At 44.1% G+C, this 25502-nt stretch carries 29 protein-coding genes, 1 other RNA gene and 1 pseudogene; 8 read left to right on the forward strand and 23 right to left on the reverse strand.

Annotated elements, in window-relative coordinates; translation table 11 throughout:
* Window positions 1–64: 64 nt before the first annotated feature.
* The 3 genes from copA to csoR all read right to left on the reverse strand — a co-directional run bounded on the left by copA (window position 65) and on the right by csoR (window position 3149).
* On the reverse strand, window positions 65–2476 hold the full coding sequence (copA, locus tag AC0OMA_RS16995; protein ID WP_474222446.1) for a copper-exporting P-type ATPase CopA: 2412 nt from the start codon (window positions 2474–2476) through the stop codon (window positions 65–67).
* An 83-nt stretch (window positions 2477–2559) separates the two neighbouring features.
* On the reverse strand, window positions 2560–2769 hold the full coding sequence (gene copZ / locus AC0OMA_RS17000) for a copper chaperone CopZ (protein WP_003244260.1): 210 nt from the start codon (window positions 2767–2769) through the stop codon (window positions 2560–2562).
* A 74-nt stretch (window positions 2770–2843) separates the two neighbouring features.
* Window positions 2844–3149, reverse strand: a complete 306-nt coding sequence (csoR, locus tag AC0OMA_RS17005; RefSeq protein WP_015384640.1) for a copper-sensing transcriptional repressor CsoR — start codon at window positions 3147–3149, stop codon at window positions 2844–2846.
* Window positions 3150–3276: 127 nt separating this feature from the next.
* Here csoR and iolW point away from each other — a divergent pair, with 127 nt between their 5' ends.
* Window positions 3277–4353, forward strand: coding sequence for a scyllo-inositol 2-dehydrogenase (gene iolW / locus AC0OMA_RS17010; RefSeq protein ID WP_474222280.1), 1077 nt, complete (start codon window positions 3277–3279; stop codon window positions 4351–4353).
* A 36-nt stretch (window positions 4354–4389) separates the two neighbouring features.
* On the opposite strand, the gene azoRB is transcribed toward iolW, so the two are convergent.
* The 11 genes from azoRB to secG all read right to left on the reverse strand — a co-directional run bounded on the left by azoRB (window position 4390) and on the right by secG (window position 14272).
* On the reverse strand, window positions 4390–5025 hold the full coding sequence (gene azoRB / locus AC0OMA_RS17015; protein ID WP_003243587.1) for an FMN-dependent NADH-azoreductase AzoRB: 636 nt from the start codon (window positions 5023–5025) through the stop codon (window positions 4390–4392).
* 158 nt (window positions 5026–5183) lie between these two features.
* Window positions 5184–7079 carry an FUSC family protein gene (locus AC0OMA_RS17020; protein ID WP_181220130.1) on the reverse strand — a complete coding sequence of 632 codons (1896 nt, stop codon included), beginning with the start codon at window positions 7077–7079 and terminating at the stop codon, window positions 5184–5186.
* 165 nt (window positions 7080–7244) lie between these two features.
* Entirely contained in the window at window positions 7245–7646 is a 402-nt protein-coding gene (locus AC0OMA_RS17025) for a YvaD family protein (RefSeq protein WP_003242541.1), read from the reverse strand.
* A complete protein-coding gene (locus AC0OMA_RS17030) occupies window positions 7643–8002 on the reverse strand; it encodes a DMT family transporter (RefSeq protein WP_047183183.1) in 360 nt (119 codons plus the stop codon). Before AC0OMA_RS17030 ends, AC0OMA_RS17025 begins: the two co-directional genes overlap by 4 nt.
* Entirely contained in the window at window positions 7999–8571 is a 573-nt protein-coding gene (locus AC0OMA_RS17035) for a TetR/AcrR family transcriptional regulator (RefSeq protein WP_015384644.1), read from the reverse strand. The genes AC0OMA_RS17030 and AC0OMA_RS17035 overlap by 4 nt, the downstream gene beginning before the upstream one ends.
* A gap of 109 nt (window positions 8572–8680) precedes the next feature.
* Entirely contained in the window at window positions 8681–9475 is a 795-nt protein-coding gene (locus tag AC0OMA_RS17040; protein ID WP_063334660.1) for an SDR family NAD(P)-dependent oxidoreductase, read from the reverse strand.
* A 182-nt stretch (window positions 9476–9657) separates the two neighbouring features.
* Window positions 9658–10020, reverse strand: a transfer-messenger RNA (tmRNA) gene (gene ssrA, locus AC0OMA_RS17045).
* 176 nt (window positions 10021–10196) lie between these two features.
* The gene (gene smpB / locus AC0OMA_RS17050) at window positions 10197–10667 is read right to left on the reverse strand and encodes an SsrA-binding protein (protein WP_003220025.1); all 471 of its coding nucleotides are present in this window, start codon (window positions 10665–10667) and stop codon (window positions 10197–10199) included.
* Window positions 10668–10811: 144 nt separating this feature from the next.
* Entirely contained in the window at window positions 10812–13151 is a 2340-nt protein-coding gene (rnr, locus tag AC0OMA_RS17055) for a ribonuclease R (RefSeq protein WP_003228386.1), read from the reverse strand.
* An 18-nt stretch (window positions 13152–13169) separates the two neighbouring features.
* Window positions 13170–13910: an alpha/beta hydrolase gene (locus AC0OMA_RS17060; RefSeq protein ID WP_181220131.1), complete on the reverse strand. Its 741-nt coding sequence runs from the start codon at window positions 13908–13910 to the stop codon at window positions 13170–13172.
* 131 nt (window positions 13911–14041) lie between these two features.
* The gene (gene secG, locus AC0OMA_RS17065) at window positions 14042–14272 is read right to left on the reverse strand and encodes a preprotein translocase subunit SecG (RefSeq protein ID WP_003220028.1); all 231 of its coding nucleotides are present in this window, start codon (window positions 14270–14272) and stop codon (window positions 14042–14044) included.
* A 148-nt stretch (window positions 14273–14420) separates the two neighbouring features.
* Between secG and AC0OMA_RS17070 the strand changes: the two genes are divergently transcribed.
* Window positions 14421–15194: an alpha/beta fold hydrolase gene (locus AC0OMA_RS17070; RefSeq protein ID WP_181220132.1), complete on the forward strand. Its 774-nt coding sequence runs from the start codon at window positions 14421–14423 to the stop codon at window positions 15192–15194.
* Between the two features lie 33 nt (window positions 15195–15227).
* On the opposite strand, the gene AC0OMA_RS17075 is transcribed toward AC0OMA_RS17070, so the two are convergent.
* Window positions 15228–15461, reverse strand: a complete 234-nt coding sequence (locus tag AC0OMA_RS17075; protein ID WP_009968172.1) for a helix-turn-helix domain-containing protein — start codon at window positions 15459–15461, stop codon at window positions 15228–15230.
* Between the two features lie 151 nt (window positions 15462–15612).
* Here AC0OMA_RS17075 and rghR point away from each other — a divergent pair, with 151 nt between their 5' ends.
* From rghR to AC0OMA_RS17095, 4 genes and pseudogenes are all read left to right on the forward strand, one after another.
* Window positions 15613–16020, forward strand: coding sequence for a transcriptional repressor RghR (rghR, locus tag AC0OMA_RS17080; RefSeq protein WP_003220034.1), 408 nt, complete (start codon window positions 15613–15615; stop codon window positions 16018–16020).
* Between the two features lie 29 nt (window positions 16021–16049).
* Window positions 16050–16469 (forward strand): helix-turn-helix domain-containing protein, encoded by a 420-nt coding sequence (locus tag AC0OMA_RS17085; protein ID WP_181220133.1) that lies wholly within the window; start codon window positions 16050–16052, stop codon window positions 16467–16469.
* Window positions 16470–16560: 91 nt separating this feature from the next.
* Window positions 16561–16887, forward strand: a complete 327-nt coding sequence (gene catR, locus AC0OMA_RS17090) for a catDE operon transcriptional regulator CatR (RefSeq protein ID WP_024572576.1) — start codon at window positions 16561–16563, stop codon at window positions 16885–16887.
* A 120-nt stretch (window positions 16888–17007) separates the two neighbouring features.
* Window positions 17008–17282: pseudogene (locus tag AC0OMA_RS17095) on the forward strand (methyl-accepting transducer); the annotation flags it as partial.
* A 75-nt stretch (window positions 17283–17357) separates the two neighbouring features.
* On the opposite strand, the gene AC0OMA_RS17100 reads toward AC0OMA_RS17095, so the two are convergent.
* Window positions 17358–17771 (reverse strand): DUF2283 domain-containing protein, encoded by a 414-nt coding sequence (locus tag AC0OMA_RS17100; RefSeq protein WP_015483696.1) that lies wholly within the window; start codon window positions 17769–17771, stop codon window positions 17358–17360.
* Between the two features lie 11 nt (window positions 17772–17782).
* Window positions 17783–18493 carry a hypothetical protein gene (locus AC0OMA_RS17105; protein ID WP_015483697.1) on the reverse strand — a complete coding sequence of 237 codons (711 nt, stop codon included), beginning with the start codon at window positions 18491–18493 and terminating at the stop codon, window positions 17783–17785.
* A 100-nt stretch (window positions 18494–18593) separates the two neighbouring features.
* On the opposite strand from AC0OMA_RS17105, the gene AC0OMA_RS17110 reads away from it, so the two are divergent.
* Window positions 18594–19598 (forward strand): S8 family serine peptidase, encoded by a 1005-nt coding sequence (locus tag AC0OMA_RS17110; RefSeq protein ID WP_015384650.1) that lies wholly within the window; start codon window positions 18594–18596, stop codon window positions 19596–19598.
* Between the two features lie 38 nt (window positions 19599–19636).
* Here AC0OMA_RS17110 and opuBD read toward each other — a convergent pair whose 3' ends face one another.
* The 4 genes from opuBD to opuBA are packed head-to-tail and all read right to left on the reverse strand — an operon-like array spanning window position 19637 to window position 23039.
* The gene (gene opuBD / locus AC0OMA_RS17115; RefSeq protein ID WP_327844808.1) at window positions 19637–20275 is read right to left on the reverse strand and encodes a choline ABC transporter permease OpuBD; all 639 of its coding nucleotides are present in this window, start codon (window positions 20273–20275) and stop codon (window positions 19637–19639) included.
* 16 nt (window positions 20276–20291) lie between these two features.
* Window positions 20292–21212 carry a choline ABC transporter substrate-binding lipoprotein OpuBC gene (gene opuBC / locus AC0OMA_RS17120; RefSeq protein ID WP_474222281.1) on the reverse strand — a complete coding sequence of 307 codons (921 nt, stop codon included), beginning with the start codon at window positions 21210–21212 and terminating at the stop codon, window positions 20292–20294.
* 11 nt (window positions 21213–21223) lie between these two features.
* Window positions 21224–21877, reverse strand: coding sequence for a choline ABC transporter permease OpuBB (gene opuBB / locus AC0OMA_RS17125; protein WP_063334664.1), 654 nt, complete (start codon window positions 21875–21877; stop codon window positions 21224–21226).
* Between the two features lie 16 nt (window positions 21878–21893).
* Window positions 21894–23039 carry a choline ABC transporter ATP-binding protein OpuBA gene (gene opuBA, locus AC0OMA_RS17130; RefSeq protein WP_063334665.1) on the reverse strand — a complete coding sequence of 382 codons (1146 nt, stop codon included), beginning with the start codon at window positions 23037–23039 and terminating at the stop codon, window positions 21894–21896.
* A gap of 283 nt (window positions 23040–23322) precedes the next feature.
* Here opuBA and AC0OMA_RS17135 point away from each other — a divergent pair, with 283 nt between their 5' ends.
* Entirely contained in the window at window positions 23323–23856 is a 534-nt protein-coding gene (locus AC0OMA_RS17135; RefSeq protein ID WP_181220136.1) for a GbsR/MarR family transcriptional regulator, read from the forward strand.
* Window positions 23857–23870: 14 nt separating this feature from the next.
* Here the strand turns inward: AC0OMA_RS17135 and opuCD are convergent, their stop codons facing one another.
* Window positions 23871–24563, reverse strand: coding sequence for a glycine betaine/carnitine/choline/choline sulfate ABC transporter permease OpuCD (gene opuCD / locus AC0OMA_RS17140; protein ID WP_181220137.1), 693 nt, complete (start codon window positions 24561–24563; stop codon window positions 23871–23873).
* A gap of 17 nt (window positions 24564–24580) precedes the next feature.
* Window positions 24581–25492 carry an osmoprotectant ABC transporter substrate-binding lipoprotein OpuCC gene (opuCC, locus tag AC0OMA_RS17145; protein WP_015384655.1) on the reverse strand — a complete coding sequence of 304 codons (912 nt, stop codon included), beginning with the start codon at window positions 25490–25492 and terminating at the stop codon, window positions 24581–24583.
* Window positions 25493–25502 lie beyond the last annotated feature (10 nt).

Here is a 25502-nt window from a genome sequence, read left to right on the forward strand (position 1 = left end):
CTATTATATGTTGTTTTCCAAGAAAGTGTCAATAAAAAACAAAAACCGGCATATGGCCGGTTTTTTATTTTACTTTCTGAAGACGAAGAGCATTCAGAACAACGGAGACGGAGCTGAATGCCATTGCTGCTCCTGCTATCCACGGTGCTAAAAATCCAAGTGCTGCGACTGGGATGCCGAGGCTGTTATAGCCAAGCGCCCAGAATAAATTTTGTTTAATGTTTTTCATTGTCAATCTGCTCATGCGGATTGCGTCGGCAATGCTGTTTAGATCGCCGCGAATAAGTGTAATGTCTGCTGTTTCCATGGCAATGTCCGTGCCAGTTCCAATCGCCATGCCGATATCAGCTGTGGCAAGCGCCGGCGCATCGTTAATTCCGTCGCCTACCATTGCTGTCTGGCGGCCTTCTTTTTGCAGGCGGACAATTTCCGCCGCCTTTTGTTCAGGAAGAACTTCCGCAATGATATTCGCAATTCCCGCTTCCTTCGCGATGGCTTCTGCGGTTCTGCGATTGTCTCCTGTCATCATGATGACATCAAGGTCCAACTCTTTCAGACGGGCAACAGCCTTCCGCGACGTGTCCTTAATCGTATCTGCAACCGCTACTAGCCCAGCTGCTTCTCCATCAATGGATACAAGCATAACTGTTTTCCCTTCTGCCTCTAGCTCTTCCATTTTGGCGAGAAGAGCCCCATGCTCGACCTGTTCGCTCTCCATTAATTTTCTTGTGCCGACGAGAATGCTTTTTCCTCCGGCTTCAGCCAAAATGCCTGCGCCGACTTTTGCTTCAAAGCGGGTAAGCTTCGGTATCTCAAGCCCTTTATCTTTCACGCCAGCAATAATCGCTTCGCCAAGCGGATGCTCTGATCCCGTTTCGGCTGCCGCTGCAAATTGAAGCAAATCTTTTTCTTCAAAATGGCCGAATGGAATGGCATCCGTCAGACGCGGCTTCCCATTTGTCACGGTTCCGGTTTTATCAAGAACAATGGTATCGAGACGATGTGTTTTTTCTAAATGCTCGCCGCCTTTAAATAAAATCCCGAATTCAGCAGCGCGTCCAGATCCAGCCATTATGCTCGTCGGAGTGGCAAGACCGAGGGCGCAAGGACAGGCAATGACAAGAACCGCAATGAACTTGCTGATCGCTTCAGCAAAGTCGCCAGGAGCCGCCCAAAGGTACCAAATGAGAAAAGTGAGAACGGCAATCCCCAATACAATTGGCACAAAAATGCCTGAAATCTGGTCAGCGAGACGCTGGATCGGCGCTTTTGACCCTTGTGCTTCCTCAACAATTTTGATGATATGAGAAAGCGCAGTATCCTTTCCGACGTTGACAGCTTTAATTTTCAGGAAACCGTTTGCGTTAACGGTTGAACCTGTCACGCTGTCACCAGGATTTTTGTCAACAGGAAGACTTTCTCCTGTAATCATCGATTCGTCAACCGCTGAGCGGCCTTCAACCACTTCTCCGTCGACAGGAATTCGTTCGCCAGGTTTGACGTAAACAATGTCATTAACAAGCACTTCGTCGATCGGGATTATTTGCTCCTGTCCGTCTCTTACAACAGTCGCTGTTTTCGCTTGAAGCTTCATCAGCTTTTTAATCGCATCCGAGGAACGGCCTTTTGCTTTTGTTTCAAACAACTTGCCTAATAAAATCAGCGTCAGCAAAATCGCGCTTGTTTCATAGTAAAGGCCGTCTGTATGCCCGTGAGAGCCAAGGCTTTGAAAAGTAAGATAAAGACTATAAGCGTAAGCAGCCGTCGTACCGAGGGCGACCAGTACATCCATATTGGCGCTTTTATTTCTGAGCGCCTTATACGCACCCACATAAAACGGCCAGCCGATCAGAAACTGGACTGGTGTCGCCAGCGTAAATTGCATCCACGGATTGAGAAATATATCCGGTACCCAAATGAATGATGTAAATGTAAAATGGCTCACCATCGCCCAAAGCAATGGAAATGACAGGACAGCTGAAAAAATCAGTCTCGCCGTTTGCTTCCGTTCTTCTTTCTTTTTAGTAGCAGCAGCCTCACTGTCCTGTTCACCCTTCAACTTTAGCTTATATCCAAGCTTATCTACCGCTTCTTTCAAATCGCCGACAGACGCTTCTTTTGGATTGTATTCGACCGTAACTGTTTCTAAAGCGAAGTTTACTGGAGCGTTTGCGACGCCTTCTATTTTGTTAAGCCGCTTTTCAATCCGATTGGCGCAAGCTGCACAGGTCATGCCTTCAATATCGAATTCAGCTTTTTCTGTAACGACGTGATAGCCCAGCTTCTCTATTTTTTCTTGAATCGCTGCAGTCCCTGTTTCAGCAGGATCGTAGATTACATTTGATGTTTCCGTTGCCAGATTAACATTTGCATCTGTGACACCGGGCATCCGCTTCAGGCCTTTTTCAATTCTGGCAGCACATGCCGCACAGGTCATACCAGAGACCTGCATCGCGATTTCCTTTTGTTCACTCAACATACTCACTCCTTTATATACACCTGGGGGGTATATAAAAATGAAAGAAATATCACGCCTCCCTAAAGGCGCGATACCTTGAATCACTTGGCTACATCATAGCCCTGATCTTCTATCGCATCCGCAATATCTTTGACTGATACTTTGTCAGCATCAAACGAAACATCGACTTTACCCGCTTCCAGATTGACATGAACGGCACTGACGCCGTCCAGTTCTCCTACGCTTGTTTCTACTGCTTTGACGCAGTGCTGACAAGACATTCCTTCAACTTGCAATGTTTTTTGTTCCATATCAATTCCTCCTGTTTATTCTTTCTATCTTCATCCTACCATACCCCCGTAGGGTATTACAATAAAAAAACGCTTTATGATTTTGTGAACTTTTTAAATACGTCCAAAAGCTCAGAAATGGCCTGTTCCCCGTCTCCGCTTTTGATGGCATCTGCTACACAATGATGGGCATGATCCTCAAGCAAATGAAGCGCCACATTTTTCATTGCCGCCTGAACAGCTGAAATCTGCACAAGAATATCTACACAATATCTGTCGTTTTCCACCATGTTTTGAATGCCTCTGACTTGACCCTCAATCCGCTTTAGCCGGTTTGTAATCTGTTCTTTTTCTTTCGAGCTTTTATGGTTTAATGTTTTATGTTCGTTATGCTTTTCCATGCGTACACCTCTGTTTAATGATATTAATTCCCATTATACTGATTGTCCAAACGGTTGTCTAAGCATGCCGCCGCAAAAAATGAATCAGTTTGGTTTTACCATTTGATCAGGAGGGTATATACTTCTGATGAAAACGCTTTTAAAGGGGAGAAGAAAAGTGGATACAATAAAGGTTGGGATATTAGGATACGGATTGTCCGGTTCTGTTTTTCACGGGCCGCTGCTGGCTGTTCTGGATGAGTATCACATCAGCAAAATCATGACATCACGGACAGAAGAAGTGAATCGGGATTTTCCAGATGCTGAGGTTGTGCATGAGCTTGAGGAAATCACAAATGACCCTGCCATTGAGCTTGTCATTGTCACCACCCCGAGCGGCCTTCATTACGAGCATGCTATGGCATGCATACAGGCCGGAAAACATGTTGTGATGGAAAAACCAATGACAGCAACGGCCGAAGAGGGGGAAACATTAAAAAGGGCTGCCGATGAAAAAGGCGTATTATTAAGCGTATATCATAACCGACGCTGGGATAACGATTTTTTAACGATTAAAAAGCTGATCTCTGAGGGATCCCTTGAAGATATCAATACATATCAAGTATCCTATGACCGCTACAGACCTGAAATTCAAGCGCGGTGGCGGGAAAAAGAAGGCACTGCCACTGGTACGCTATATGATCTCGGCTTCCACATCATAGACCAAACCCTGCATTTATTTGGGATGCCTAAAGCCGTGACTGCAAACGTGATGGCTCAGCGGGAAAATGCCGAAACGGTTGACTATTTTCATTTAACCCTGGATTATGGCAAGCTTCAAGCCATTCTATACGGAGGATCAATCGTTCCGGCAAACGGACCTCGTTATCAAATCCATGGAAAAGATTCCAGCTTTATCAAATACGGAATTGATGGACAGGAAGACGCACTCAGAGCGGGAAGAAAACCAGAGGATGACAGCTGGGGTGCGGATGATCCGAAGTTTTACGGACAGCTTACAACCATTCATGGCTCCGACAAAAAAACAGAAACGATTCCATCAGTAAATGGCTCCTACCTTACCTATTACCGTAAAATAGCGGAAAGCATACGGGAAGGTGCTGCGCTGCCAGTCACTGCTGAGGAAGGTATTGATGTCATCCGCATCATTGAAGCCGCAATGAAAAGCAGTAAAGAGAAACGAACCATTATGCTGGAGCAATAAAACAAAAGCCTCCCCAAATAAGGGGAGGCTTTTTCATTAGAATGTTTTTCCTGCTTCTTTCGCACGCGCAATCGCGTCTTCTTTGATTTGCTGTGCTTTATCGGGCTCCGCATTATGTCCCTCTACGAAAATGCCATCGAATGATGGTACGCCGAAGAAGTTCATCATGATGCCGATGTAGCGGTGCCCCATTTCCATCTCAGCCGCAGGGCCTTCTGAATAGTAGCCGCCGCGCGCTTGGATATGAATTGCTTTTTTATCAGTTAACAAGCCGACAGGACCTTGTTCTGTGTATTTGAATGATTTTCCTGCAACAGCAACAGAATCGAGATACGCTTTCATCACTGGCGGGAATGAGAAGTTCCATAAAGGAGTAACAAATACGTACTTATCAGCTGATGCAAATTGATCGCTAAGCTCTCCCAAACGGCCTACTTTCGCTTTTTCGCTTTCAGAAAGCTCTTCAAAGCCTGTACCTGACTGAAGCTTTCCCCATCCGCTGAATACATCTGCGTCAATGTGCGGGATGTTTTCTTTGTACAAATCGATATGTACAACTTCATCATTTGGATTTGCTTCTTTGTAAGATTCGATAAATGCTTTACCTGTTGCCATACTGTACGAAGTTGCTTCGTCATGCGGATGAGCAGTGATATATAATACTTTTGCCATTTTTACCAGCCCTTTCGTTTTTAAAAATCACACACCAATTATTATCATACAGATGCATAATGATTATTCTGTCTCTCTTAGACTTTATTATAGAGACAAAGAAATTTACTTTCAAGTAAAACATCTCGAATTAAAGATTATTTAACTTTCCAAACAGCTTACTTTTCAAAAGCTGTTCTCAAGCCTGAATACAGCGCGGACAATTCTTTACTGATTCGAGGATAATGAGGAACATGCGGCACTTGAATATCCGCAGGTATCCTTTTCATGATAAAGGATTGCTGAGCCTGTTCAAAAAACGCCCGCAGCTGGTTGATCTCTTCATCAGAAAACGGAGCAGGCGGACGGCGGTGAGCTTGGGCCGAGAGCAAATAGTACCCTAAGTGCTGAGCACCGGAAATGGCAGGCCAGAGCGCATCAGCATTCGCATGAGGAAACTCTCCAAGCGCCTTGTCATACGCATCCCGAAGCCTGACAAGGCTCACCCTTAACTTGTGTTCGTCGGCTTTCTGCCCGGTTAACAGTTTCTCCATAAACTGCCCTTCCAACCGGATGACGTTCCTCATCAGTTCAGGCAGCCGCTTTGTTGAAAACCGCCGCCACAAAAGCATTGTTCCCAATAGCCCGATCACGCTGCCGACAGCTACGTCCGTCAGCCTCGCTATCATAAAATAACCGGCTCCCGCGCCGCCATGCATACTTTCTGTGATAACAAGCGCATTTGCGGTTAAAAAGGGAACAGCCAGCGCATAATTGCGGACGATCAGCATCTCAAGAAGACATTGCAGCGCTGCAATACATAACGCAATATAAACACCGCCCGGCTTAAAAAACAGGATTGCGCCAGCCAGCATTACCCCGATCACCGTTCCGGCCGAACGCTGAATAGCCCTGTGAAGCGTAAAAACAACAGTAGTGCCAAGCATGACTGCTGCTGCCGAAAGCGGAATCCAATAGGAGCGTGCAAAGCCGAATGCGAGGGCAAACATATCGGCGGCAAACAGAACAATTCCGTACTTTAACGCTCTAATCAAAACCGGAGACTTCCAGTCAAAGGCATTTCTCAAAAAGTAAAAAGAGGATGGCAGGCGGCTCGGTTCTCCGTCAAGCTGCTTATCAAAACGTCCTGAAGCGATATGCAAAACCTCATTGATTTCTTCAAACAGCTTCCGCCTAGACTCAGATTCATTTTCATTAATCTGAAACGTATTGAAAACCCGTGCATTCGCAAGCATATCTCCGGTTTGGCGAAGTGCCTTTTCAATCTGCGCGGTCTCTCTGTCCGGCGTTTCAGCTGAAAAATGAATAATGGCAATGAATATATCGTCAGCTTTTTCAAGGAGGCGGAAAAATCGTTCATCATGCTGCGATTTTTTCCATTTATCCCCTTTCCCAAGAACCGTTTGGCGGGCTGTTCTAAGCATGAGCACCGTCTGATGCTGTGCATTATGAAAACCTGGCGTTCCGACGGCTGAAAGACATGCAGCCAGCTGATGATATGTTTTTTGCAGCACCGCTCCCTCCGGCCCATGCTTGTTCCATAACCAGCCGATTAGCGCGATGCCCATGGCGAAAATGCCTCCGAGAAACGTCAGTCCCGCTCTGAACAGCGCTTGTGAAGGATCGGCCGGCAGCCCGGAACTGACTAAAAAGGCAAGGACAAAAAACATTGGCGCAGGGCCTTGAATGCCGAGCGCGCTAAAAATAAACATCGCCGCTGCACCGATCAGCCCCAAAACAGCCGACATCATCCAAAGCGTCCCGGACAAAAGCGTCCCTAAACCAAATGAGAGGGCGATCCCAAAGGAAACCAAGAGCAGCTTCATGGCGCGCTTTTTGTACGATTCACCGCCCGCATATAAATAAACAAAGCCTCCGATACTTGCAATTAATCCGTAATCCGTGTGACCTGCCAATGCACCGACCAGCACAGGAAACCCTGAAGCGAAACCTGATCCGATAGCCTTTTTCCAAGGAAATGGATTTGCATGAATGCGAAAGGCATCCTTCACGATAGGCATGATTCTTTGATTGTTCGCAGCAGTTTTGTTCATTTGACAAAATCCTTTTCAATGAATGTGTAGAACTTTTCCCGTTTCTTCGCTTTAGTATGCCCAAAAACGCGGTTAGCTTCTCAATTGGTGCGCCCGATAAAAAAACAGAGACTTATACCGTCTCTGCTTCATTACATCAGTTTATTATCATAAAAGCGGCACCTGTCAGGACTGTTTTGTCCTTCTGCCTTCCTTCAAGAGCAGGTGAATAAAAAATAAAGGATAAATCAATAGATACCCATTAAACAGCCACCACACAAGATCAAAGTCACTGCTGAATGTCCAGAATGATAGCGCCTGCAGACCTGAACAACAGGTCAGCACAAGAGAAATCAGCGCCATCAGCTTCCAGTCAGCACGATTCACCCGCTGTAGGTACAAGCTGTATAACCCTGTGACAGAAATCAGGATATCCAGCGGAAAAAAAGACCAGTTCCAAGCGATCATAAACGGATGGTCATGATGTTTAAAAGCCCAGCTTTCCGGTATGAGCGAAAATCCGGCTGACAGCCAGTACAAGATAAAACCGATATCAGTCACGAGAAAAAACAGCTTCATATATCTCATTTGTACTGCCCGCTTTTATGTACCGGCTCAGACACCGCAGCATGATCGATCAGGTTTAAAGACACAACACCGGCAATAATCAATCCAATTGAAATGACTTTCATGACACTAACATGTTCTTGAAAAAACAAAAAACCAACGACTGTAATCAGGACAATTCCCATCCCTGACCATACAGCATAAGCAACTGATACATCAATGGATTTAAGCGTAAGCGTCAGAAAGAAAAGACTCCCTCCATAAAAGAAAATCAACAGCAAACTGGGAATAAGCTTTGTAAAACCGGACGATAGCTTCATGCTGACCGTTCCCGCAACTTCAAACAAAATCGCCAAGCATAGAAACACCCAATTCACGTCGCATCAGCCTCCTCATCAGCTGTTATACCGTTAAACAAAACATCTACAATTGATTCAAGAACCTCTCCTGTCGTGAACTGATGTTTCAGCGGATATTCAGGGTCATACACTTGGTTGATGCTCCCTATATACATGTGAACAAACAGGTCCGGATTGATGTTTCTGATTCTCTTTTGCTGTTTGCACTCGTTTAATAATGCCAGGACAATCGCCCATTCTTCCTTAATAAACGCGTCTAATGTAAGCCACGCATCGTAATGGTATTTCTTTAGTTCATTTAATAATCCCATGTTCAGCAGTTCCATCCCCTGCGGAAGGCTGATCAGCATTTTTTTCACCTTTTGGAGCACATTTAAACTTTCATTTTCATAGATGTCTCTTTCTATTTGCTTCATTTCAGCTATAAATTGTTCGACAACCGCCTCAACAAGCTGATCTTTAGATGAATAATATGCATAGAGCGTCCGCTTGCTCGTTCCCAGCGCTGCCGCCAAATCATTCATCGTTAATGAAAATCCTTTCTGCTTGATCAGCCGGATGGTTTCCGCCATAATTCTTTTTTCCACATTAATCCCCCGCTTTCGGTACCAATAAAACTATTTCAGTACCAATATTATACGGAAGAAATTTATGGAAATCAACAATATATAAAAAACCTCTCCTATTGGGAGAGGTTTAAAAGACACTGCGGACCAAACCGCCGTCCGCCCGAAGTGCCGCGCCATTGATCGCAGAGGAAAGCGGGCTGCTTAAAAATGTAACGAAGTGGGCGATTTCTTCCGGACGGATCAGTCTTTGAATAATAGATGTCGGCCGGTTTTCTTTCATAAAACGTGCCTCAGCTTCTTGAACAGTCAGGCCTTCACCAGGATACAGCGAGTTCAGCATGGTTTCCACACCCTCTGTTAAGGTAGAGCCCGGCATGACGGTGTTGACTGTGACATTCGTGCCGGTTGCCAGCTCCGCCAAACTGCGGGAAATGGACAACTGCATCGTTTTTGTCGCACTGTAATGCGCCATTTCCTGTGACGGCATAATCGCCGCTTCACTGGCAATGAAAATCACACGCCCTTCTTTTTTCTCTATCATGTTATGCAAATACCTGCGTGTCAGCCTTACACCGCTCATAATATTCACTTCAAAAAAACGAAACCATTCATCATCGGGAATATCAAAGTACTCCGCCGGTTCAAAAATCCCTAAATTGTTGACCAAAATATCAACGTGCGGAAATGCCTGAAACAGCTCATTACAGCCTTCTTCTGTTCCCAAATCAAATGCAGCTGGATAAAGAACCGCTTCAGCATGCTGTGTTTTCAGTTCATCTATCGTCTGATTCACTTTCTCTTCCCGCCGTCCATTAATGATCACTGCCGCACCTTCTTCAGCTAACGAAGAGGCAATAGCTTTTCCGATCCCTGATGTCGAACCGGTCACCAGTGCGGTTTTTCCTTGTAAATTCAGCTTCATTATTCATCCCTCCGTTTTTGATTCCTCTTATTTATTGACAGAAATCTGATTGGTGAAACATCTGCTCTGCAATCAGTATGAAACAGCTGGGATTGAAATGGAAGTACGCACTTTTTGGTGCCTGTGGTTTGGAGAAAAAATAAAGCAGAACCTCTTGAGAGGTTCTGCTTTATTGTCAGTATGTATGGAGACGGTGGGAGTCGAACCCACGTCCAGAAACATCGATTACTTAAGCGTCTACGAGCGTAGCCTGCATATTTATGGTTTCACTCATCTTCTTGCCTGCGGGCGGGCCTTCCGAGAGCTAGTCTGTTCATCTCTTCTTACGTTCTCAGACGGGAACGCAAGCGTAGCCTACTTGGATGTGCTCTTCACAGACACATAGGCAATGTCAGGAAGAGCTCGCTGCGCTTATTAGGCAGCTAATGCTACGTTTTGGTTAAAACTGTTAGTTTTGCCAGTTATATTTAAGTGCGTGTTTACGAGATCGCCTCTCGGCTCGCAGCTCAAGCTCGATCCATCCCTGTCGAATCCGTAACGTCCCCTTGGTATAAGGGAAATACGGGAGAAAATATCAAGCTCTCACTCAAACTGGCTATAGTCTTATTATAACATGATCACGGCTCTTTTCAATTGTCAAATCCTTCAAATGAACGACGTCGTGATCTGATCGTGAACACAGTATAGCACAGGCCTGATTTTCGAATCAAGCACTATGCCTTTAGAAGCCTTTTTGACTGTCTCTGAACGCTCTTTCGATTTCCCGCTTCGCGTCCTTGCGCTTCAGGTCTTCCCGTTTGTCATAGTTTTTCTTCCCTTTTCCAAGGCCGAGAAGCACTTTGGCAAAGCCGTTTTTTAAATACAGCTTCAGCGGAACGAGAGAATAGCCTTTTTCCTTTGTTAACCCGATCAGCTTATTAATCTCCTTGCGGTGCATTAACAGCTTTCTTGTCCGAAGCGGATCGTGGTTATAGCGGTTTCCCTGCTCATATGGGCTGACGTGCATATTGTGGAGAAACACTTCTCCCCGTTCGATTTTGGCGAAGGAATCCTTAAGGTTTACGCGGCCGGCGCGAATCGATTTGATTTCGGTTCCTTGCAGAACGATGCCTGTTTCATAGGTTTCTTCTATAAAATAATCGTGATTGGCTTTCTTATTTTGAGATAATACTTTTCCTGACCCTTTTGGCATGCCAGAACCTCCTCTCTCTAAGGAAAAACTGTCCACCTTTTGCGATACGCTCTATTTTACCAAATGTCACGTACTGCTACAATGAAAAGCTGTTTCCGAAAGAAAGCAAATAGAGCGCTGCGGCCCTATTTGCTGGTTGAGCTGCTATTTCTTCTTTTTCCGTTTCTGTTTCGGAGCATTCTGGAAGCCGCGTTTTTTCTTTTTCTTCTTCGGCTTAGTGAACCACTCCCCTTTTTCCTCAGACGGAGCTGGAGAAACAGGTGTATTGGTGCTTTGAACACGTTTTCTGGCAGGCTTTCCGCGTTTTCTGCTCCGGCTGCTGTCCAATTCTCTCGGACGCCGCGGAGTGCCCTTCATGCCGACAATTTCAAAGTCGATATTGCGCTCATCTTTATTGACATCGACAACCTTGACTGTGATTTCATCCCCGATGCGGAAGACGTTGCCTGTCCGCTCGCCAATCATTGCGAAATGCTGTTCGTCAAAGCGGTAGTAGTCATCTGTCATAAAGCTGACATGGACGAGTCCTTCAATTGTATTCGGCAGCTCGACGAACATTCCGAAGTTTGTCACAGAGCTGATCATGCCGTCAAACTCTTCACCGATTTTATCAAGCATGTATTCCGCTTTTTTCAGATCATCCGTCTCACGCTCGGCGTCAACTGCACGGCGCTCCATAGATGATGTATGTTCGGCGATATCCGGCAGGCGTTCAGCCCACTTTTCCTGTGTCGCTTCATCGACTTTGCCGTTGATCAAATACGTTCTGATCAGACGGTGAACGATTAAGTCCGGGTAACGGCGGATCGGCGATGTGAAATGCGTATAGAATTCCGTTGACAGACCGAAGTGCCCCAAGCTTTGCGGGTCGTATTTCGCCTGTTTCATCGAACGGAGCATAACAGTAGATATAACCGTTTCCTCTGGTCTGTCACGCACAGCGTCCAGAATGCTTTGCAGCGCGCGCGGATGAATATTTCCCGCCGTTCCTTTCACCACATAGCCAAATGTCGTCACAAACTCTAAAAACTTTTGCAGCTTTTCAGCATTCGGCTCTTCGTGAATCCGGTATATAAACGGGACATTCATCCAATGGAAATGCTCCGCCACTGTTTCGTTTGCCACAAGCATAAATTCTTCAATCAGCTTCTCGGCGACAGAGCGTTCTCTGATCACAACGTCTTTAACCGCTCCTTCGTCATCAACAAGCACCTTTGCTTCTTTGAAATCAAAGTCAACGGCGCCGCGGTCCATCCGCTTATCGCGAAGAATTTGAGCCAGGCGCTCCATGTCTTTGAACATCGGAACAAGAGGCTCGTATTTTTGCTTCAGCTCTTCATCATCGTCAACAAGAATTTTATTCACATCTGAATATGTCATTCTTTCCGTTGTTTTGATGACACTTTGGAAGATCTCGTGCTCTGTCACCTGTCCCTGACTGTTAATTGTCATTTCACAAGAAAGCGTCAGGCGGTCAACCTTTGGATTTAAGGAGCAGATGCCGTTTGACAATCTGTGCGGAATCATCGGGATGACACGGTCAACCAGATACACACTTGTCCCTCTTTCAAGCGCTTCTTTGTCAATCGGCGAGTTTTCGGTTACGTAATGGCTGACATCAGCTATGTGAACGCCAAGCTTGTAGCTTCCATCATCAAGCTTCGTCACGGTAACTGCATCATCCAAATCCTTCGCATCCGCACCATCAATGGTGACAATCACCTGGTCACGGAGATCACGGCGGTCTTTCAGATCTTTTTCATCGATAGTGTCAGGCGTACTTGATGCCTGTTCCATCGCGTCAGCTGGAAATTCTCCCGGCAGGCCGTGCTTATGAATGACCGATAAAATATCAATGCCCGGGTCGTTTTTGTGGCCGAGAATGGTTTCAACCTCACCCTCTGCGTTCATGCGGCCTTCAGGATAGCTCGTCAGCTTGACAACAACCTTATGCCCTTCCGCAGCTCCGTTTTTCCCATTTTTCGGAATGAAGATGTCACTCGTGATTTTTTTGTCATCCGGAATGACAAAGCCGAAGTTTCTCGTTTCTGTATACGTGCCGACAACCCGCTGAATCGCTCTTTCTAAAATCCTTATGACGGTTCCTTCCTGCCTGGAGCCGCTTGACTGTGAATTCAGACGAACCATGACGATATCGCCGTTCATTGCCGTATTCAGCTCATTAGGCGGAATAAACACATCACTTAACGACGTATCCTCAGGCAGCAAAAAGGCGAATCCTTTCGCATGGGCTGAAATCTTTCCTTTTATTAGATTCATCTTCTCCGGAATGCCGTAGCGGTCGCTTCTCGTCCGTACGATAAGCCCTTTTTCTTCCAAGGCGACTAACGCTTTGACGAGCTCTTTAAACTCCTCGGCTTCCGTAATATTTAACATCTCCTCAAGTTCCTGAACGGTCAGAGGTTTGTACGCCTCTTCCTTCATAAACGAGAGAAGCTTTTCCATAAATGCTTCTTTTTCCATTATCCGACCTCCTGTAGATTACCAATCGAGCTTCTCTAAAAATTCATACACATCCTGATGGACGAGGTCACGTTCTTTGTCGAGTGTAATGACATGCCCTGATTCCTCGTACCATTTCAGCTGTTTATCATCAGTTTCCACTTCGTTGTAAATAATATTGGCGCTTTCGGTATTAATCATGTGGTCATGACGGGCCTGCACCACAAATGTCGGTGAATAAATCATATCGACATTATTCCGCACATCAGCAATTAAGTCTTGCAGCGCCTTGAGGGTATTCATCGGCATTTTTTCGAATTCTTTCATTTCCTCTTCAATTTGCTCAGGGCTTTTCCCCTCAAACTTTTTGTAATTGCGAGCGTATGAAAGAACGCCTTGATACATGACCTCTTCACTCTTAATATGCATCGGTGCGCACATTGGGACAATTCCCTTTATGGGTACAGTGTAACCCAATTTCAGCGAAAAAACCCCGCCAAGCGACAGTCCGCAGGCAGCAATGCTCTCATAGCCTTCAGATTTTAAGTATTCATAGCCATCCATTACGTTTTTCCACCAGTCTTCGGGCCCCGTATGTACAAGTTCTTCAGGCGGGACGCCATGTCCTTCATATTGAGGCGCGTGGCACGTATAGCCGCGTTCATTCAAATATCGTCCCAGCATCCTTACATCCGCTGTATTTCCTGTAAAGCCATGCAGCAAAAGCACCGCTTTGTCTCCGCCTTTAAATGTAAATGGTTTTGGTGTCACAACTTTCATGCTCATGTCTCCCTTTCTATCTGCACGATCATTTTAGTTTTCCACAGTTTAATCAGAAAAAAACGTTTTGAATATCATCAAGAAACGTGAAAAAGGCCTGACTTCACATCAGACCTTATACAAACATTGCCCTATAGGATATAAGCAAGCGCAATCGTTAACACGAAAAACAAGACTGCCAGCACTACCGTAATGCGGTGCAAAATTAAATCAAGACCTCTTGCTTTTTGTTTCCCGAAGAGCTGCTCCGCTCCGCCTGAAATCGCACCAGATAATCCGGCGCTTTTACTGGATTGAAGCAAAACGACAATAATAAGTGCAATGCTGACGATAACCAATAAGGTAATCAAAACTGCGTGCATCCCATACACCTCCAGACTCACTGGCTACATTACTTCTATTTTACATGAAAAGGGTTGGCATGTCACGCTGTATCAGACGCCAAAAGGCCGGATAAGACGTTTTATCTTGGTTACCCTATTCATATGAAAAGGTCAAAGGAGAAAAGCGATGCCGCTTATCAGCATAGACAGCAGGAAACATCTTTTTTATGAAGAATATGGACAGGGAATCCCTATCATTTTTATCCACCCGCCGGGCATGGGACGCAAGGTTTTTTATTATCAGCGCCTTCTATCCAAGCATTTCAGGGTGGTTTTTCCCGATTTAAGCGGCCACGGTGATAGTGATCACATCGATCAGCCAGCGTCTATTTCCTATTACGCAAACGAGATCGTGCAATTCATGGACGCTTTGCACATTGATAAAGCTGTGTTATTTGGGTATTCTGCCGGAGGCTTAATCGCGCAGCATATCGGCTTCACCCGCCCGGACAAAGTGTCACACCTTATTCTGTCCGGCGCCTACCCCGCTGTTCATAACGTAATCGGCCAGAAGCTGCACAAACTGGGAATGTATCTGCTTGAAAAAAACCCCGGTTTGCTCATGAAAATCCTCGCTGGCAGCCACACAAAAGACAGACAGCTTCGCAGCATATTAACAGACCATATGAAAAAAGCAGATCAGGCACATTGGCATCAGTATTATCTGGATTCACTTGGCTACAACTGCATTGAACAGCTGCCCCGCCTAAACATGCCAATGCTGTTTATGTATGGCGGCCTGCGGGACTGGACCTTTACAAACGCAGGCTATTACCGAAGAGCGTGCAGACATGCCGAATTTTTCAGATTGGAATATCAGGGACATCAATTGCCGACAAAACAATGGAAAACGTGCAATGAGCTGGTGACAGGGTTTGTGCTGACACATCATTCAAGATAGAAAACGCTTGGATCTCCTTGCGTTTTCTCTATCTCATTGACTTTTGTCAACAAAATCATAGTAAAAAAGATCCTCAAATTTCAAATTAAAATAGTGAAGCATTTTACCAATCACAAGCTGCCCCGGCCGTCTTTCTCCATTCAGCACGCGGCTCAGTGTGGCGGGTGAGACTCCGATTTCCAGCGCAAGCTGATTAAGGGAATAATCGTTATTAACCATATACTGCAAGACATAATCACGTCTAATCTGTATCTTTTCTACTGGCACTTTCCTCACCTTCCATTCCTGAAAAACTTTTTTCTATACTTTTACATTACGGCTTATGTTAACTTTTGTCAATACATTTCCAGTCTACCTATTCCCTTTAGTCAATAAACATACTAAAATATGAGTAACAGTGAGGGACGGGGTGAGATATATGGAAAGCTTTGGCGAACAATTACGGGCATTGCGTGAAGAGAGAAAGTTAACAGTCAACCAGCTGGCGACTTATTCAGGCGTAAGCGCAGCCGGCATCTCCAGAATCGAAAACGGAAAACGGGGCGTTCCCAAACCTGCCACCATCAAAAAACTGGCAGAGGCCTTAAAAATTCCTTATGAGGGGCTTATGTACAAGGCTGGTTACATCGAAGAAGTGCATGAAGCCAGGGCCCCTTATGAAACGAAGTGCAAGCTGCTTGAAAAAGCGGAGGCCTATGATCTGAAAAACCTTGCGCTTCTTGAGAACGAAAAGTGGCAATATCTCAATAAAGAAGATTTGCTCATGCTGGATCATTATTTTTCGTTTATTTCAGACGAAGCCAAAAAACGGTCTGCTGATGACTGACTCTTGATAGAAATGTGAGGCGATAGACCATGTCACCGTTCGGACAGCAATTACGGGAGCTGCGCCGCGCCCGCAAACTGACAGTGAATCAGCTTGCGGTGTACTCAGGCATCAGCTCGGCCACCATTTCAAAAATTGAAAACGGCAAACGCGGGACGCCAAAACCCGCCACGATTAAAAAACTGGCAGCCGTCCTGAAAGTGCCGTACGAAAACCTCATGGCCGCCGCAGGTCATATTCAGGCCTTTCCTGAAGAAATCCGCGAAGCATCTGAAAGCTATCAATCCGTTTATGACATTTACCAGACGGCTGTCACTCGCGGAGCGGAGCACCTCCCGATTTTCAATAGTCAAAAATGGGAACATCTCTCAAAGCAGGATATTGAAAATCTCAGCAAATACTTCGATTTTTTGTCTTCAGAAGCAAAAAAACGCGACTCTTCCTCATAATCCCCTGTTTCTCTTTCTATATTTTATCAATCACGCTTGCATACCCTCCCTCTTTATTTGCGTTATAATAGGGACAGACGAGGTGAAAAGTATGAACCAATCAGAAATGTGTCCTAGATTTGAAAAAGCAGTCGACATCTTAAGTAAACGCTGGGTCGCTTTAATCGTATTTCAGCTCTTGAACGGGTCTCAGCGATTTAGCGAAATTGAAGCAGCACTTCCAAATCTAAGCGGCAGAGTTCTGTCAGAACGGCTGAAAGAACTTGAGCTTGAAGGAGTAGTGAAGCGGGATGTCATCCCTGAAACTCCGGTTCGCATCGAATATTCATTGACTGATAAAGGAAAGGCACTGGCACCCATTTTAGGTGAGATTTCTAAATGGGCGACTGAATGGATTGACCCTTCCTTTCTTTCTTAATTAATTACTAAAACAGCTCTGATCTCAGAAACGAGAAAAGGAGCTGTTTTTATTTTTCGAATGAAAAATGATTTCTCAGCTCAGAAAATTCTTATGTTATTAAGTACTTGGAAAACAGAAACGGAAAATCTGACAGACACCGGACAGGCTATGCAGCATATCAAACAATCCGTCACCCACGTGACAGACCGCATTAAGGAAGTAACGGATGGATTGAACAGTTAACAAACCAGTCGATTGAAAATATCGCTTCTGTATCTGAAAATTCTGCCTCCGGCATTGAAGAAACATTTTCGATTACCGAGCAATCCGCCCACTCGATGGATCAAGTGCTTGAAAATGCCGAAGAGCTTGAACAGCTGGTGAAGGAGCTTAATGAGAAGATGGATCTGTTTAATAAAAAAACCCTCGTCGAGGTTAGCCGAGGAGGGCAAATTATGCACTGCGTATATATGTCCATAATAAAGGTTCTAAATTGTATACTGATTTAATAACTCTGCTTTATATTTCTCAATATCTATAACATCGTAACCTAAAAACTTTTCATAATTATCATCAGCAAAACAGAATAAAATCCCATTAAATTCAAACGAATTTGATGTTTCCAAATCATACAATCTAAAGCTATAAATTTCTTTTTTGTTTCGAACGGTTTTTTTGTAAATTTTTTTAGAACCTGCTAATTTAGATATGTCATTAGCTAATTCTCCGAAAATCTCCATACCTACTATTAAGTTTTGCTTATTAATATCTAATGAAATATTTTCATTAACTTCCAAATCCTCAGTCAGCTCAACTGTAGATGGTTGATTAATTGGAGGAATTACATAAATATAAGCTAACTCAGCTTCTTTATCATATGTTATTGCCGAATTTGAATACATGGGATACCACCCTATCTCCAACGTTTTTTAGGCTTCGCAGATTTATAAGTAGTAGTTAAAGTATTACCTTTTCTCGCGACTGCAACACCTTTATAGTAATATACGGTTGATTTATATTTAGGATCATAATATTTTTTACCCTTTTTTACTGCCATAAACACATTGGTAGGTGAAATTCCTCTTTGATACATTCTTAATCCTAAATGGTAAGAAACCTTTATAAATTTAAAACCATATTTTTTAAACATAGATGAAGACATTGCTATTAATACTCTGACAGCTGGGCCTAACCATTGACCTTCTACCTTTTCTGAACTTTGTTGTTCATCTATTTCTTGATCCATTTGATCTATGACACTAGTATCTATTTCAGGGTTAATTTCATCTATGTAAGCAAACGTTTCATCATCAATTTTGATATCTTTTTCATCGATTGTCTTTTCTAAAAACGATTCAGTATTTTTGACTTCTAGTTCAGTAATCTCTTTTTCGGTATCTGCAACATAGTTTACCACTTTTTTATCATCAATCATATCCGAAACGTCTAGATTTAGCAATTCTTCATCTGATAAAGTTGTATTGTTTTCTAAATCAGTAACGTCTTTAAAGCTCTGATCATTGATTTGCTCAGCAAAAACCGTACCTGTAGCAGTAAAAAACATAACAAATGCTGTTAATAGAAAAACTAACTTTCTACTTTTTTTAATTACATTCTTGTTCATTTCTTCCTCCTAAGATAATATATTGATAAGCATATATTACCACATTGAATTTTTCCTTCAACTATTTTTTGGTTAATTTTCATAATTAAAGGAGATATAAATGTTAAGACCTAATATCACGAATTATTTATTCTTTTTGCTTATGATAATTTTTATCACCTTATTCCCATGTAACAACTTAAATGCAGCTTCTAATGATATATCACAACAATTTAAAGATATCCAAAAAATTAAAAACAAGTATAAGTTAGATGGGGAAGGGGTATCTATAGCGATTTTAGATTCAGGAATTAGCACTAAAATGAATTTCCTTCCTATAGAAGAAAGCGTATCTTTTGTAAATGAGCCTAATACCACAGTTAATGACTTAAATGGACATGGAACTTATAACACCGGTATAATTAACGCCATTGCTCCGAAAGCAAAACTATACATTGTTAAAGTGTTAAATAAAGAACTTAAAGGGAATTATACAAATATTACAAAAGGGATTGAATGGAGTATAAAAAATGACGTTGATATCATATCCATGAGTTTAGGTGGAGATTCTTATTCTAAAGAACTTCATGCTGCCATAAAAAAAGCCTATAATAAAGGCATAATACTTACTTCTTCTGTAGGCAATAAAGGTATATCAAATCTAGACACTGTTTCATACCCAGCTAAATTTAATGAAGTTATAGGAGTGGGAGCATTAAACTCACATGATGACCGTTTATTTTCTTCAAGTAAAGGGCAGGGAATAACTATAATGGCCCCTGGAGAAAATTTAAAAAGTTATTCAATTAATAGTGACTATTATAAAACAAGCGGAACTTCAGTTTCTAATGCATATGTAAGTGGGGCACTAGCTCTTCTATTTCAATTTGAAGATTTTAATATTACTAATGAAGATATTATTAACACTGTGAAAAAATCAGCCTACTCCAAAGGATCAAGATTTGAATATGGTTACGGAATATTTGACTTAGAAGAAGCAATTAAACGTAGACATAATGCTGAATTAATAAAAATCACTTTTTGTATCTTTGGTATCATAACTATTTTCTTATTGTTCCTATTTTTAGTTAAAAAAATTATATCTCCTAACATTAAGAAGATATAATTTTGTAATTCTACATATGTTTTATCTTTCTCTAGTTACTATATCACTTTCAAGGTCCGCTCCAGCCAAGCCATAAGCAAATCAGCTCCTACCGCCATCACCGCAGTCGGGATCGCGCCGGCTAGAATAATCGCAGTTCCGTTTGTCGCGTTTGAGCCGCGGACGATCATGTCCCCAAGGCCTCCGGCACCGACAAATGTGCCGATCGCTGTAATTCCAATGGCAATGACGAGAGCCGTGCGAAGGCCCGCCATAATGACAGAAAGTGCGAGCGGGAGCTCAACCATTCTGAGCACTTGGAATTTCGTCATGCCCATTGCTTTTCCCGATTCTAAGTAGGCATGCTCAATACTGATAATGCCTGTGTACGTGTTTCGAATAATCGGCAGCAGGGAATACAGAAATAATGATAGAATCACGGTATTTGCGCCGAGCCCCATAACAAGCATTAAGACGGCCAGCATAGCGAGCGCCGGGATTGTTTGAATAACGTTTGTTACTGCAAACACCCAGGCTGACAAACGGCGAAAATGCGCGATGAGGATTCCGGCCGGAACCCCGACGACAGCGGCAAACAATACGCCGTAAGCCGACATGAGAAAGTGGCGGCCGAATTCATCCATGACGTAACTGCCATTCTGCGCGTAATACGTCATTAACTGTTCAAGCACGTTCATTGACCTCTTCCCCCTTTCACGATTCGAAGTAGTGATGTTTTTCTAAATATTCCTTGGCAACGACAGACGGTTCTTTGAGATTGTCGTCGACTTCATAGTTAAGCTCCTGCATCGTGGCTGTGTCGATTTTTCCGAGCATTTTCTTGATGATGCCTTCAAGCTCAGGATGTTCTTTGAGCACCTTTTCCGGAACAACAGGAGAGCAGTCGTACGGCGGGAAAAATTGTTTATCATCCTTTAGCATTTTGAGACCATAGGACTTGATTCTTCCATCGGTTGAATACGCAAGCACAATGTCCATTTTTCCGCTTTTCACCGCGTCGTACACAAGGCCGATCTGCATTGGATACGTGCCGCCGAATGTCATGCCGTAGGTTTTCGTAAAATCCTGATAGCCGTTTCCTTTGAGCTTCATCCAATAGTTATCAACGCCCAGCTTTAATTGCGGCGCCCATTTTTTAACGTCTGATACGGTCTCTAAATGGTATTGGTCGGCCAGCTCCTTGCTGACTGTAAAGGCATATGTATTATCAAACCCGTAGGAGTCATACCACTTTAAATTATATCTTTTTTTAAACTCCCGCTGAGTAAGCGCCAGCGCTTTGTCCGGATCTTTTTCAGGTTGCATTCTCAGCGTGCCTGTCAGCGCGTCTCCCGTATATCTTGTGGCCGCAATGTCGATTTCACCATTTATTAAAGCCTGCTGCTGCACCGCGTTGGAGCCAAGATTTTTAATTGTTGTTGTTTTGAGATCAGTATGGTGTTCGATCAACTGGCCAAGCATGCTGGCGATGATTTCTGATTCGCTCATGCTTTGCGCGCCGATTTTAATGGTCTGGTCTGCAGCAGCGCTGAGACCAGGAAGCGAACAGCCGCTCAGCGTCAGCGTTGCCGCAAGTGCTAAACCTATCATTAATTTGAGATATTTTCTTTTCATGAGCCGCCTCCTTATGACAATTCCTTCAATCTCTGCATGCCGGCAGGTGTCAGTTTTCGTTCAGCAACTGCCAGCACATAATCAATCACAATTGCCAATAACGTGACAGGTACCGCGCCCCCGATGATATATTCTGGCTGATATAAATTCAGTCCGATAAAAATGTAATCACCCAATCCGCCGCCTCCGATAAAGGAAGCCAGCGTGGCCCAGCCGATTAAGTAAATCGTCGATGTCCTGATTCCCGCCATGATCACTGGCGCGGCAAGCGGCAGCTCCACCAAGCGGACTTGTTCAGCCGGCGTCATTCCGATTCCTTTACCAGACTCGAGCAGATTTTTGTTGACGCCGCGAATGCCGGTATACGTGTTGCGAAGAATCGGCAATACAGAATAGAAAAACAAAGCCACAATGGCCGGAACCTTCCCTACACCAAGGAGCGGAATAAAAAAAGCGAGGATGGCCAGACTCGGCAGCGTCTGAATGATATTGACAATGCCGATAATGGTGCCGGCTCCTTTTTTCATTCTGGTAAGCACAACCCCTAGGGGGACGGCAACCAGCACGCCTAAGATCACAGCAATGAGCGATATTGTAATATGCTCGTATGTTTTATAAAGAAGCTCGCCCCCATTGGTTTGCAAAAATTGAACAATATGATGCATGACTTATCGTCCCTCCCTATGACAATGCTGCGAGCTGCTTTTCTTCTCCCCAGAGGGAGTCATACACGATGTCGACCAGACTTGCCCTCGTCACAATTCCGATCAGGCGTCGGTCTTCATCCACAACGGGAACATATTTGACACCTCGTTTTAAAATTTTGCGGACCGTGTCGCGCAGCAGTGTGCCGCCCAGTACTGTGTATATATCTTCATGTAAAACTTCACTTACGAGATTGGCCTTTTTCCGGCATTGATCAATGATTTCAACATCGACATAGCCTTGCAGAACGTGCTCGTCATCGACGACCAGCAATGAATCGACCCGTTCCTGCCTCATCAGCTGAATGGCCTCAGAAAGCGTTTTATCCGCGGTGATCGTTACAGGCTGTGTGTTCATAATCTGGTCAACCCGTTCAACATCCGGGCTGGATGACTGAATCAGCCGCTCCTTGCCGATAAATTCCTCAACAAATTCGTCTGCCGGATTTCTTAAAATGTCATCGGGCGTTCCAACTTGAACGATTTCTCCCGCTTTTAAAATCACAATCCGGTCTGCCAGCTTAATCGCTTCATCCATATCGTGGGTAACAAATACGATGGTTTTATGTAAGGTTTTTTGCAGTTTTTTAAATTCTTCCTGGAGGGAATCCCTCGTAATCGGGTCGAGTGCCCCAAACGGTTCATCCATTAAGATAAGCGGCGGCTCCGCGGCAAGTGCCCGTAATACACCAATTCGCTGCTGCTGCCCCCCGCTTAATTCATGAGGGTAACGGTCTACATATTCAGGCCCCATATCGACCAATTTTAAAAGCTCACGCGCCCGCTCTTTCCGCTGCTGCTCCGGCCATTTCAGCAGTTTTGGGACGAGTGAGATATTCTGCTGAATGGTCATATGGGGAAACAGGCCGATCTGCTGAATCACATAGCCAATTTTGCGCCTGAGCTCTACAGGATCCTGGTCCATGATGTTTTCGCCGTCAATGAAAATCTTTCCGGCGGAAGGCTCAATTAATCGGTTAATCATTTTCATTGTTGTCGTTTTTCCGCAGCCGCTCGGCCCGATAAAGCAGATAAATTCGCCTTTTGCAATCTTAAGATTTACGTTGTTCACGGCTTTTTTGCCGCCCTTGTATGTTTTCGAGACATTTTCTAATGTCAGCAAACATCGCACCTCCAAAATTAAGTTTATTCAATTTGTTCAGTTTAAATTTAATTTTTCAGACAATTGAATGCTTCCCATTATAGAATAAAGTTTATAAAATAAAAAGTTTACAATTTGTTCATATTATTTATAAAGTATGTGTAAACGCTGATTTACCCGCATTGACGTGTGTTGATCTCCTTATTGCTCCAATTTCCTGCCAAATTCTCTTTTGACAGCATTTTCGCCGTATCAAAAATGTGGTATATTGACATCGGAATTGTTAGCTGAAAGGATGAAACCGTTGGAGAAAGATCCGTTAACGATCATTGAACAAGCCGAGGACCATTTTATAGAAAGAATCGCGGAAAACATGCATGCATTTGGAATGCCCTCTACCGTCGGACGTGTGCTGGGCATTATTTATATGAATCGAAAACCGATGACGCTTACGGAATTATCTGAGGCCACCGGCATGAGTAAAACACGCATGAGCCAGGTAGTGCGGGAAATGCTTGATGCCAACATTGCCGAGAAGGTGTTCGAAAAAGGCGTCCGAAAAGATTTATATGAGGTTGAGCAGGACTACTATCAAACATTTATCACGCTGTTTTCAGCCACCTGGAGCAAAGTCGTCAGCAAAAACAAAATGATGCATAAAAAACTCAATCGGGAGCTGCTTAGCGTGTTGGATGAAGAGCTTACTCCTGAAGCGGAAGAAAAAGTGAATGAACTGCTGAAAGAATTAAAGGAATGGCTCGATTATTATAATTGGCTCGCGCGATTGATTGAGTTTTTTGAGAGTGAAGAAATTTTTAAATATGTGCCAAAGCCGTAAAAAACGCCCTGTCATTACAAGGCGTTTTTTCTTATGCGGCACCTGCCAGGTTTTTCTTCTTTCTTCTTTTTAATCGGGCTTAACGCTCGTTCAAGCCAACCCATGACCAAATCGGCAATCACCGCCATCAGAGCTGTGGGGATCGCTCCCGCTAATATAATCGCGGTTCCGTTTGTGGCGTTTGATCCCCTGACGATGATATCCCCGAGACCGCCAGCACCGACAAATGTCCCGATGGCCGTAATGCCGATGGCAATGACAAGCGCGGTGCGCAGGCCGGCCATTATGACCGAAAGCGCAAGCGGAAGCTCGACCATCCGCAGCACTTGAAATTTTGTCATCCCCATTGCTTTTCCGGATTCAAGATAGGCGTGCTCAATACTGATAATCCCAGTATACGTATTTCTGATAATCGGCAGAAGAGAATACAGAAATAATGACAATATCACCGTATTAGCGCCCAGCCCCATGACAAGCATCAGCACGGCGAGCATGGCGAGAGCCGGGATGGTCTGAATGACGTTCGTGACCGCAAAAACCCATCCGCTTAATCTTCTGTATCTGGCTATCAGGATGCCGAGCGGAATTCCAACAATGGCGGCAAATAAAACGCCGTACACCGACATCAGAAAATGGCGGCAAAACTCCTGCAGCACATAACCGCCGTTTTGCGAATAGTATGTGCCAAGCTGCTGTAGTACTTCCATATGATCCACCTCTTTTCTTAGTCAAAATAATGATGTTTCTCTAAAAATTCCTTTGCTACGACAGACGGCTCCTTCAGCTTGCCATCCACTTCATAATTAAGTTCCTGCATCGTTTCCGTGTCGATTTGCCCAATCAGCTTATTGATCACACCCTCAAGCTCCGGATGCGCCTTAAGCACCTTTTCCGGAATCACCGGTGAACAGTCATACGGCGGAAAGAAACGCTTATCATCTTTTAAGATTTTCAAGTCATAGGCTTTAATCCGTCCATCCGTTGAATAAGCCAGAACGGCGTCCATTTTCCCGTTTTTGACTGCGTCATAGACAAGCCCGATCTGCATTGGATAAGTTGTGCCGAATTCAAAGCCATATGTGCTGACAAAGCCTTTATACCCGTCGCCTTTTCGTTTCAGCCAAGCATTGTCGACGCCTAATTTATATTGGGAGGCATTTTTTTTCAGGTCGGACACGGTGTTAATATGCTCCTTTTCCGCAAATTTTTTTGTTACGGTGAAGGCATATGTGTTATCAAAGCCGTAGGAATCAAACCATTTATAAGAAAAGCGCTTTTGAAACTCATTCTGCACAATGTTCAGCGCTTTTTTCGGATCTTTCTCCGCTTCCTTGCCGAGGGTGCTTGTTAAATCTGTTCCGGAATAGCGCGTGGCTGAAATATCAATGTCACCGCCCAGCATCGCTTGGTGCTGAACATAGTTTGAGCCGAGGTTTTTCACTAAAGCGGTATTCAAATCTGTATCGTGTTCAATAAGCTGCGCGATCATATTCGCTACAATTTCTGATTCTGTCATGCTCTGCGCCCCGATTTTGATCGTATCGTCAGAAGCGCCGCCTAGACCCGGCAGAGAGCAGCCGCCTAGCAGCATGACAAAGACGAGAGCAAACGCGCCAAGCCATTTGATTTTTGTCATTTTCAACAGT

It is taken from the genome of Bacillus sp. AMCV2 (assembly GCF_056033925.1).

Excerpts from the sequence above, each read along its gene's own strand:
- rghR (WP_003220034.1), top strand. The coding sequence starts at position 15,613 with ATGGAAAGCTTTGGCGAACAATTACGGGCATTGCGTGAAGAGAGAAAG.
- AC0OMA_RS17110 (WP_015384650.1), top strand. The coding sequence starts at position 18,594 with ATGTTAAGACCTAATATCACGAATTATTTATTCTTTTTGCTTATGATA.
- azoRB (WP_003243587.1), bottom strand. The coding sequence starts at position 5,025 with ATGGCAAAAGTATTATATATCACTGCTCATCCGCATGACGAAGCAACT.
- opuBC (WP_474222281.1), bottom strand. The coding sequence starts at position 21,212 with ATGAAAAGAAAATATCTCAAATTAATGATAGGTTTAGCACTTGCGGCA.
- AC0OMA_RS17070 (WP_181220132.1), top strand. The coding sequence starts at position 14,421 with ATGCCGCTTATCAGCATAGACAGCAGGAAACATCTTTTTTATGAAGAA.
- opuBB (WP_063334664.1), bottom strand. The coding sequence starts at position 21,877 with ATGCATCATATTGTTCAATTTTTGCAAACCAATGGGGGCGAGCTTCTT.
- opuCD (WP_181220137.1), bottom strand. The coding sequence starts at position 24,563 with ATGGAAGTACTACAGCAGCTTGGCACATACTATTCGCAAAACGGCGGT.
- opuCC (WP_015384655.1), bottom strand. The coding sequence starts at position 25,492 with ATGACAAAAATCAAATGGCTTGGCGCGTTTGCTCTCGTCTTTGTCATG.
- catR (WP_024572576.1), top strand. The coding sequence starts at position 16,561 with ATGAACCAATCAGAAATGTGTCCTAGATTTGAAAAAGCAGTCGACATC.
- AC0OMA_RS17085 (WP_181220133.1), top strand. The coding sequence starts at position 16,050 with ATGTCACCGTTCGGACAGCAATTACGGGAGCTGCGCCGCGCCCGCAAA.
- AC0OMA_RS17040 (WP_063334660.1), bottom strand. The coding sequence starts at position 9,475 with ATGAAGCTGAATTTACAAGGAAAAACCGCACTGGTGACCGGTTCGACA.
- rnr (WP_003228386.1), bottom strand. The coding sequence starts at position 13,151 with ATGGAAAAAGAAGCATTTATGGAAAAGCTTCTCTCGTTTATGAAGGAA.
- AC0OMA_RS17100 (WP_015483696.1), bottom strand. The coding sequence starts at position 17,771 with ATGTATTCAAATTCGGCAATAACATATGATAAAGAAGCTGAGTTAGCT.
- secG (WP_003220028.1), bottom strand. The coding sequence starts at position 14,272 with ATGCACGCAGTTTTGATTACCTTATTGGTTATCGTCAGCATTGCACTT.
- AC0OMA_RS17025 (WP_003242541.1), bottom strand. The coding sequence starts at position 7,646 with ATGAGATATATGAAGCTGTTTTTTCTCGTGACTGATATCGGTTTTATC.
- smpB (WP_003220025.1), bottom strand. The coding sequence starts at position 10,667 with ATGCCAAAAGGGTCAGGAAAAGTATTATCTCAAAATAAGAAAGCCAAT.
- AC0OMA_RS17105 (WP_015483697.1), bottom strand. The coding sequence starts at position 18,493 with ATGAACAAGAATGTAATTAAAAAAAGTAGAAAGTTAGTTTTTCTATTA.
- iolW (WP_474222280.1), top strand. The coding sequence starts at position 3,277 with ATGAAAACGCTTTTAAAGGGGAGAAGAAAAGTGGATACAATAAAGGTT.
- copZ (WP_003244260.1), bottom strand. The coding sequence starts at position 2,769 with ATGGAACAAAAAACATTGCAAGTTGAAGGAATGTCTTGTCAGCACTGC.
- AC0OMA_RS17020 (WP_181220130.1), bottom strand. The coding sequence starts at position 7,079 with ATGAACAAAACTGCTGCGAACAATCAAAGAATCATGCCTATCGTGAAG.
- AC0OMA_RS17060 (WP_181220131.1), bottom strand. The coding sequence starts at position 13,910 with ATGAAAGTTGTGACACCAAAACCATTTACATTTAAAGGCGGAGACAAA.
- opuBD (WP_327844808.1), bottom strand. The coding sequence starts at position 20,275 with ATGAACGTGCTTGAACAGTTAATGACGTATTACGCGCAGAATGGCAGT.
- csoR (WP_015384640.1), bottom strand. The coding sequence starts at position 3,149 with ATGGAAAAGCATAACGAACATAAAACATTAAACCATAAAAGCTCGAAA.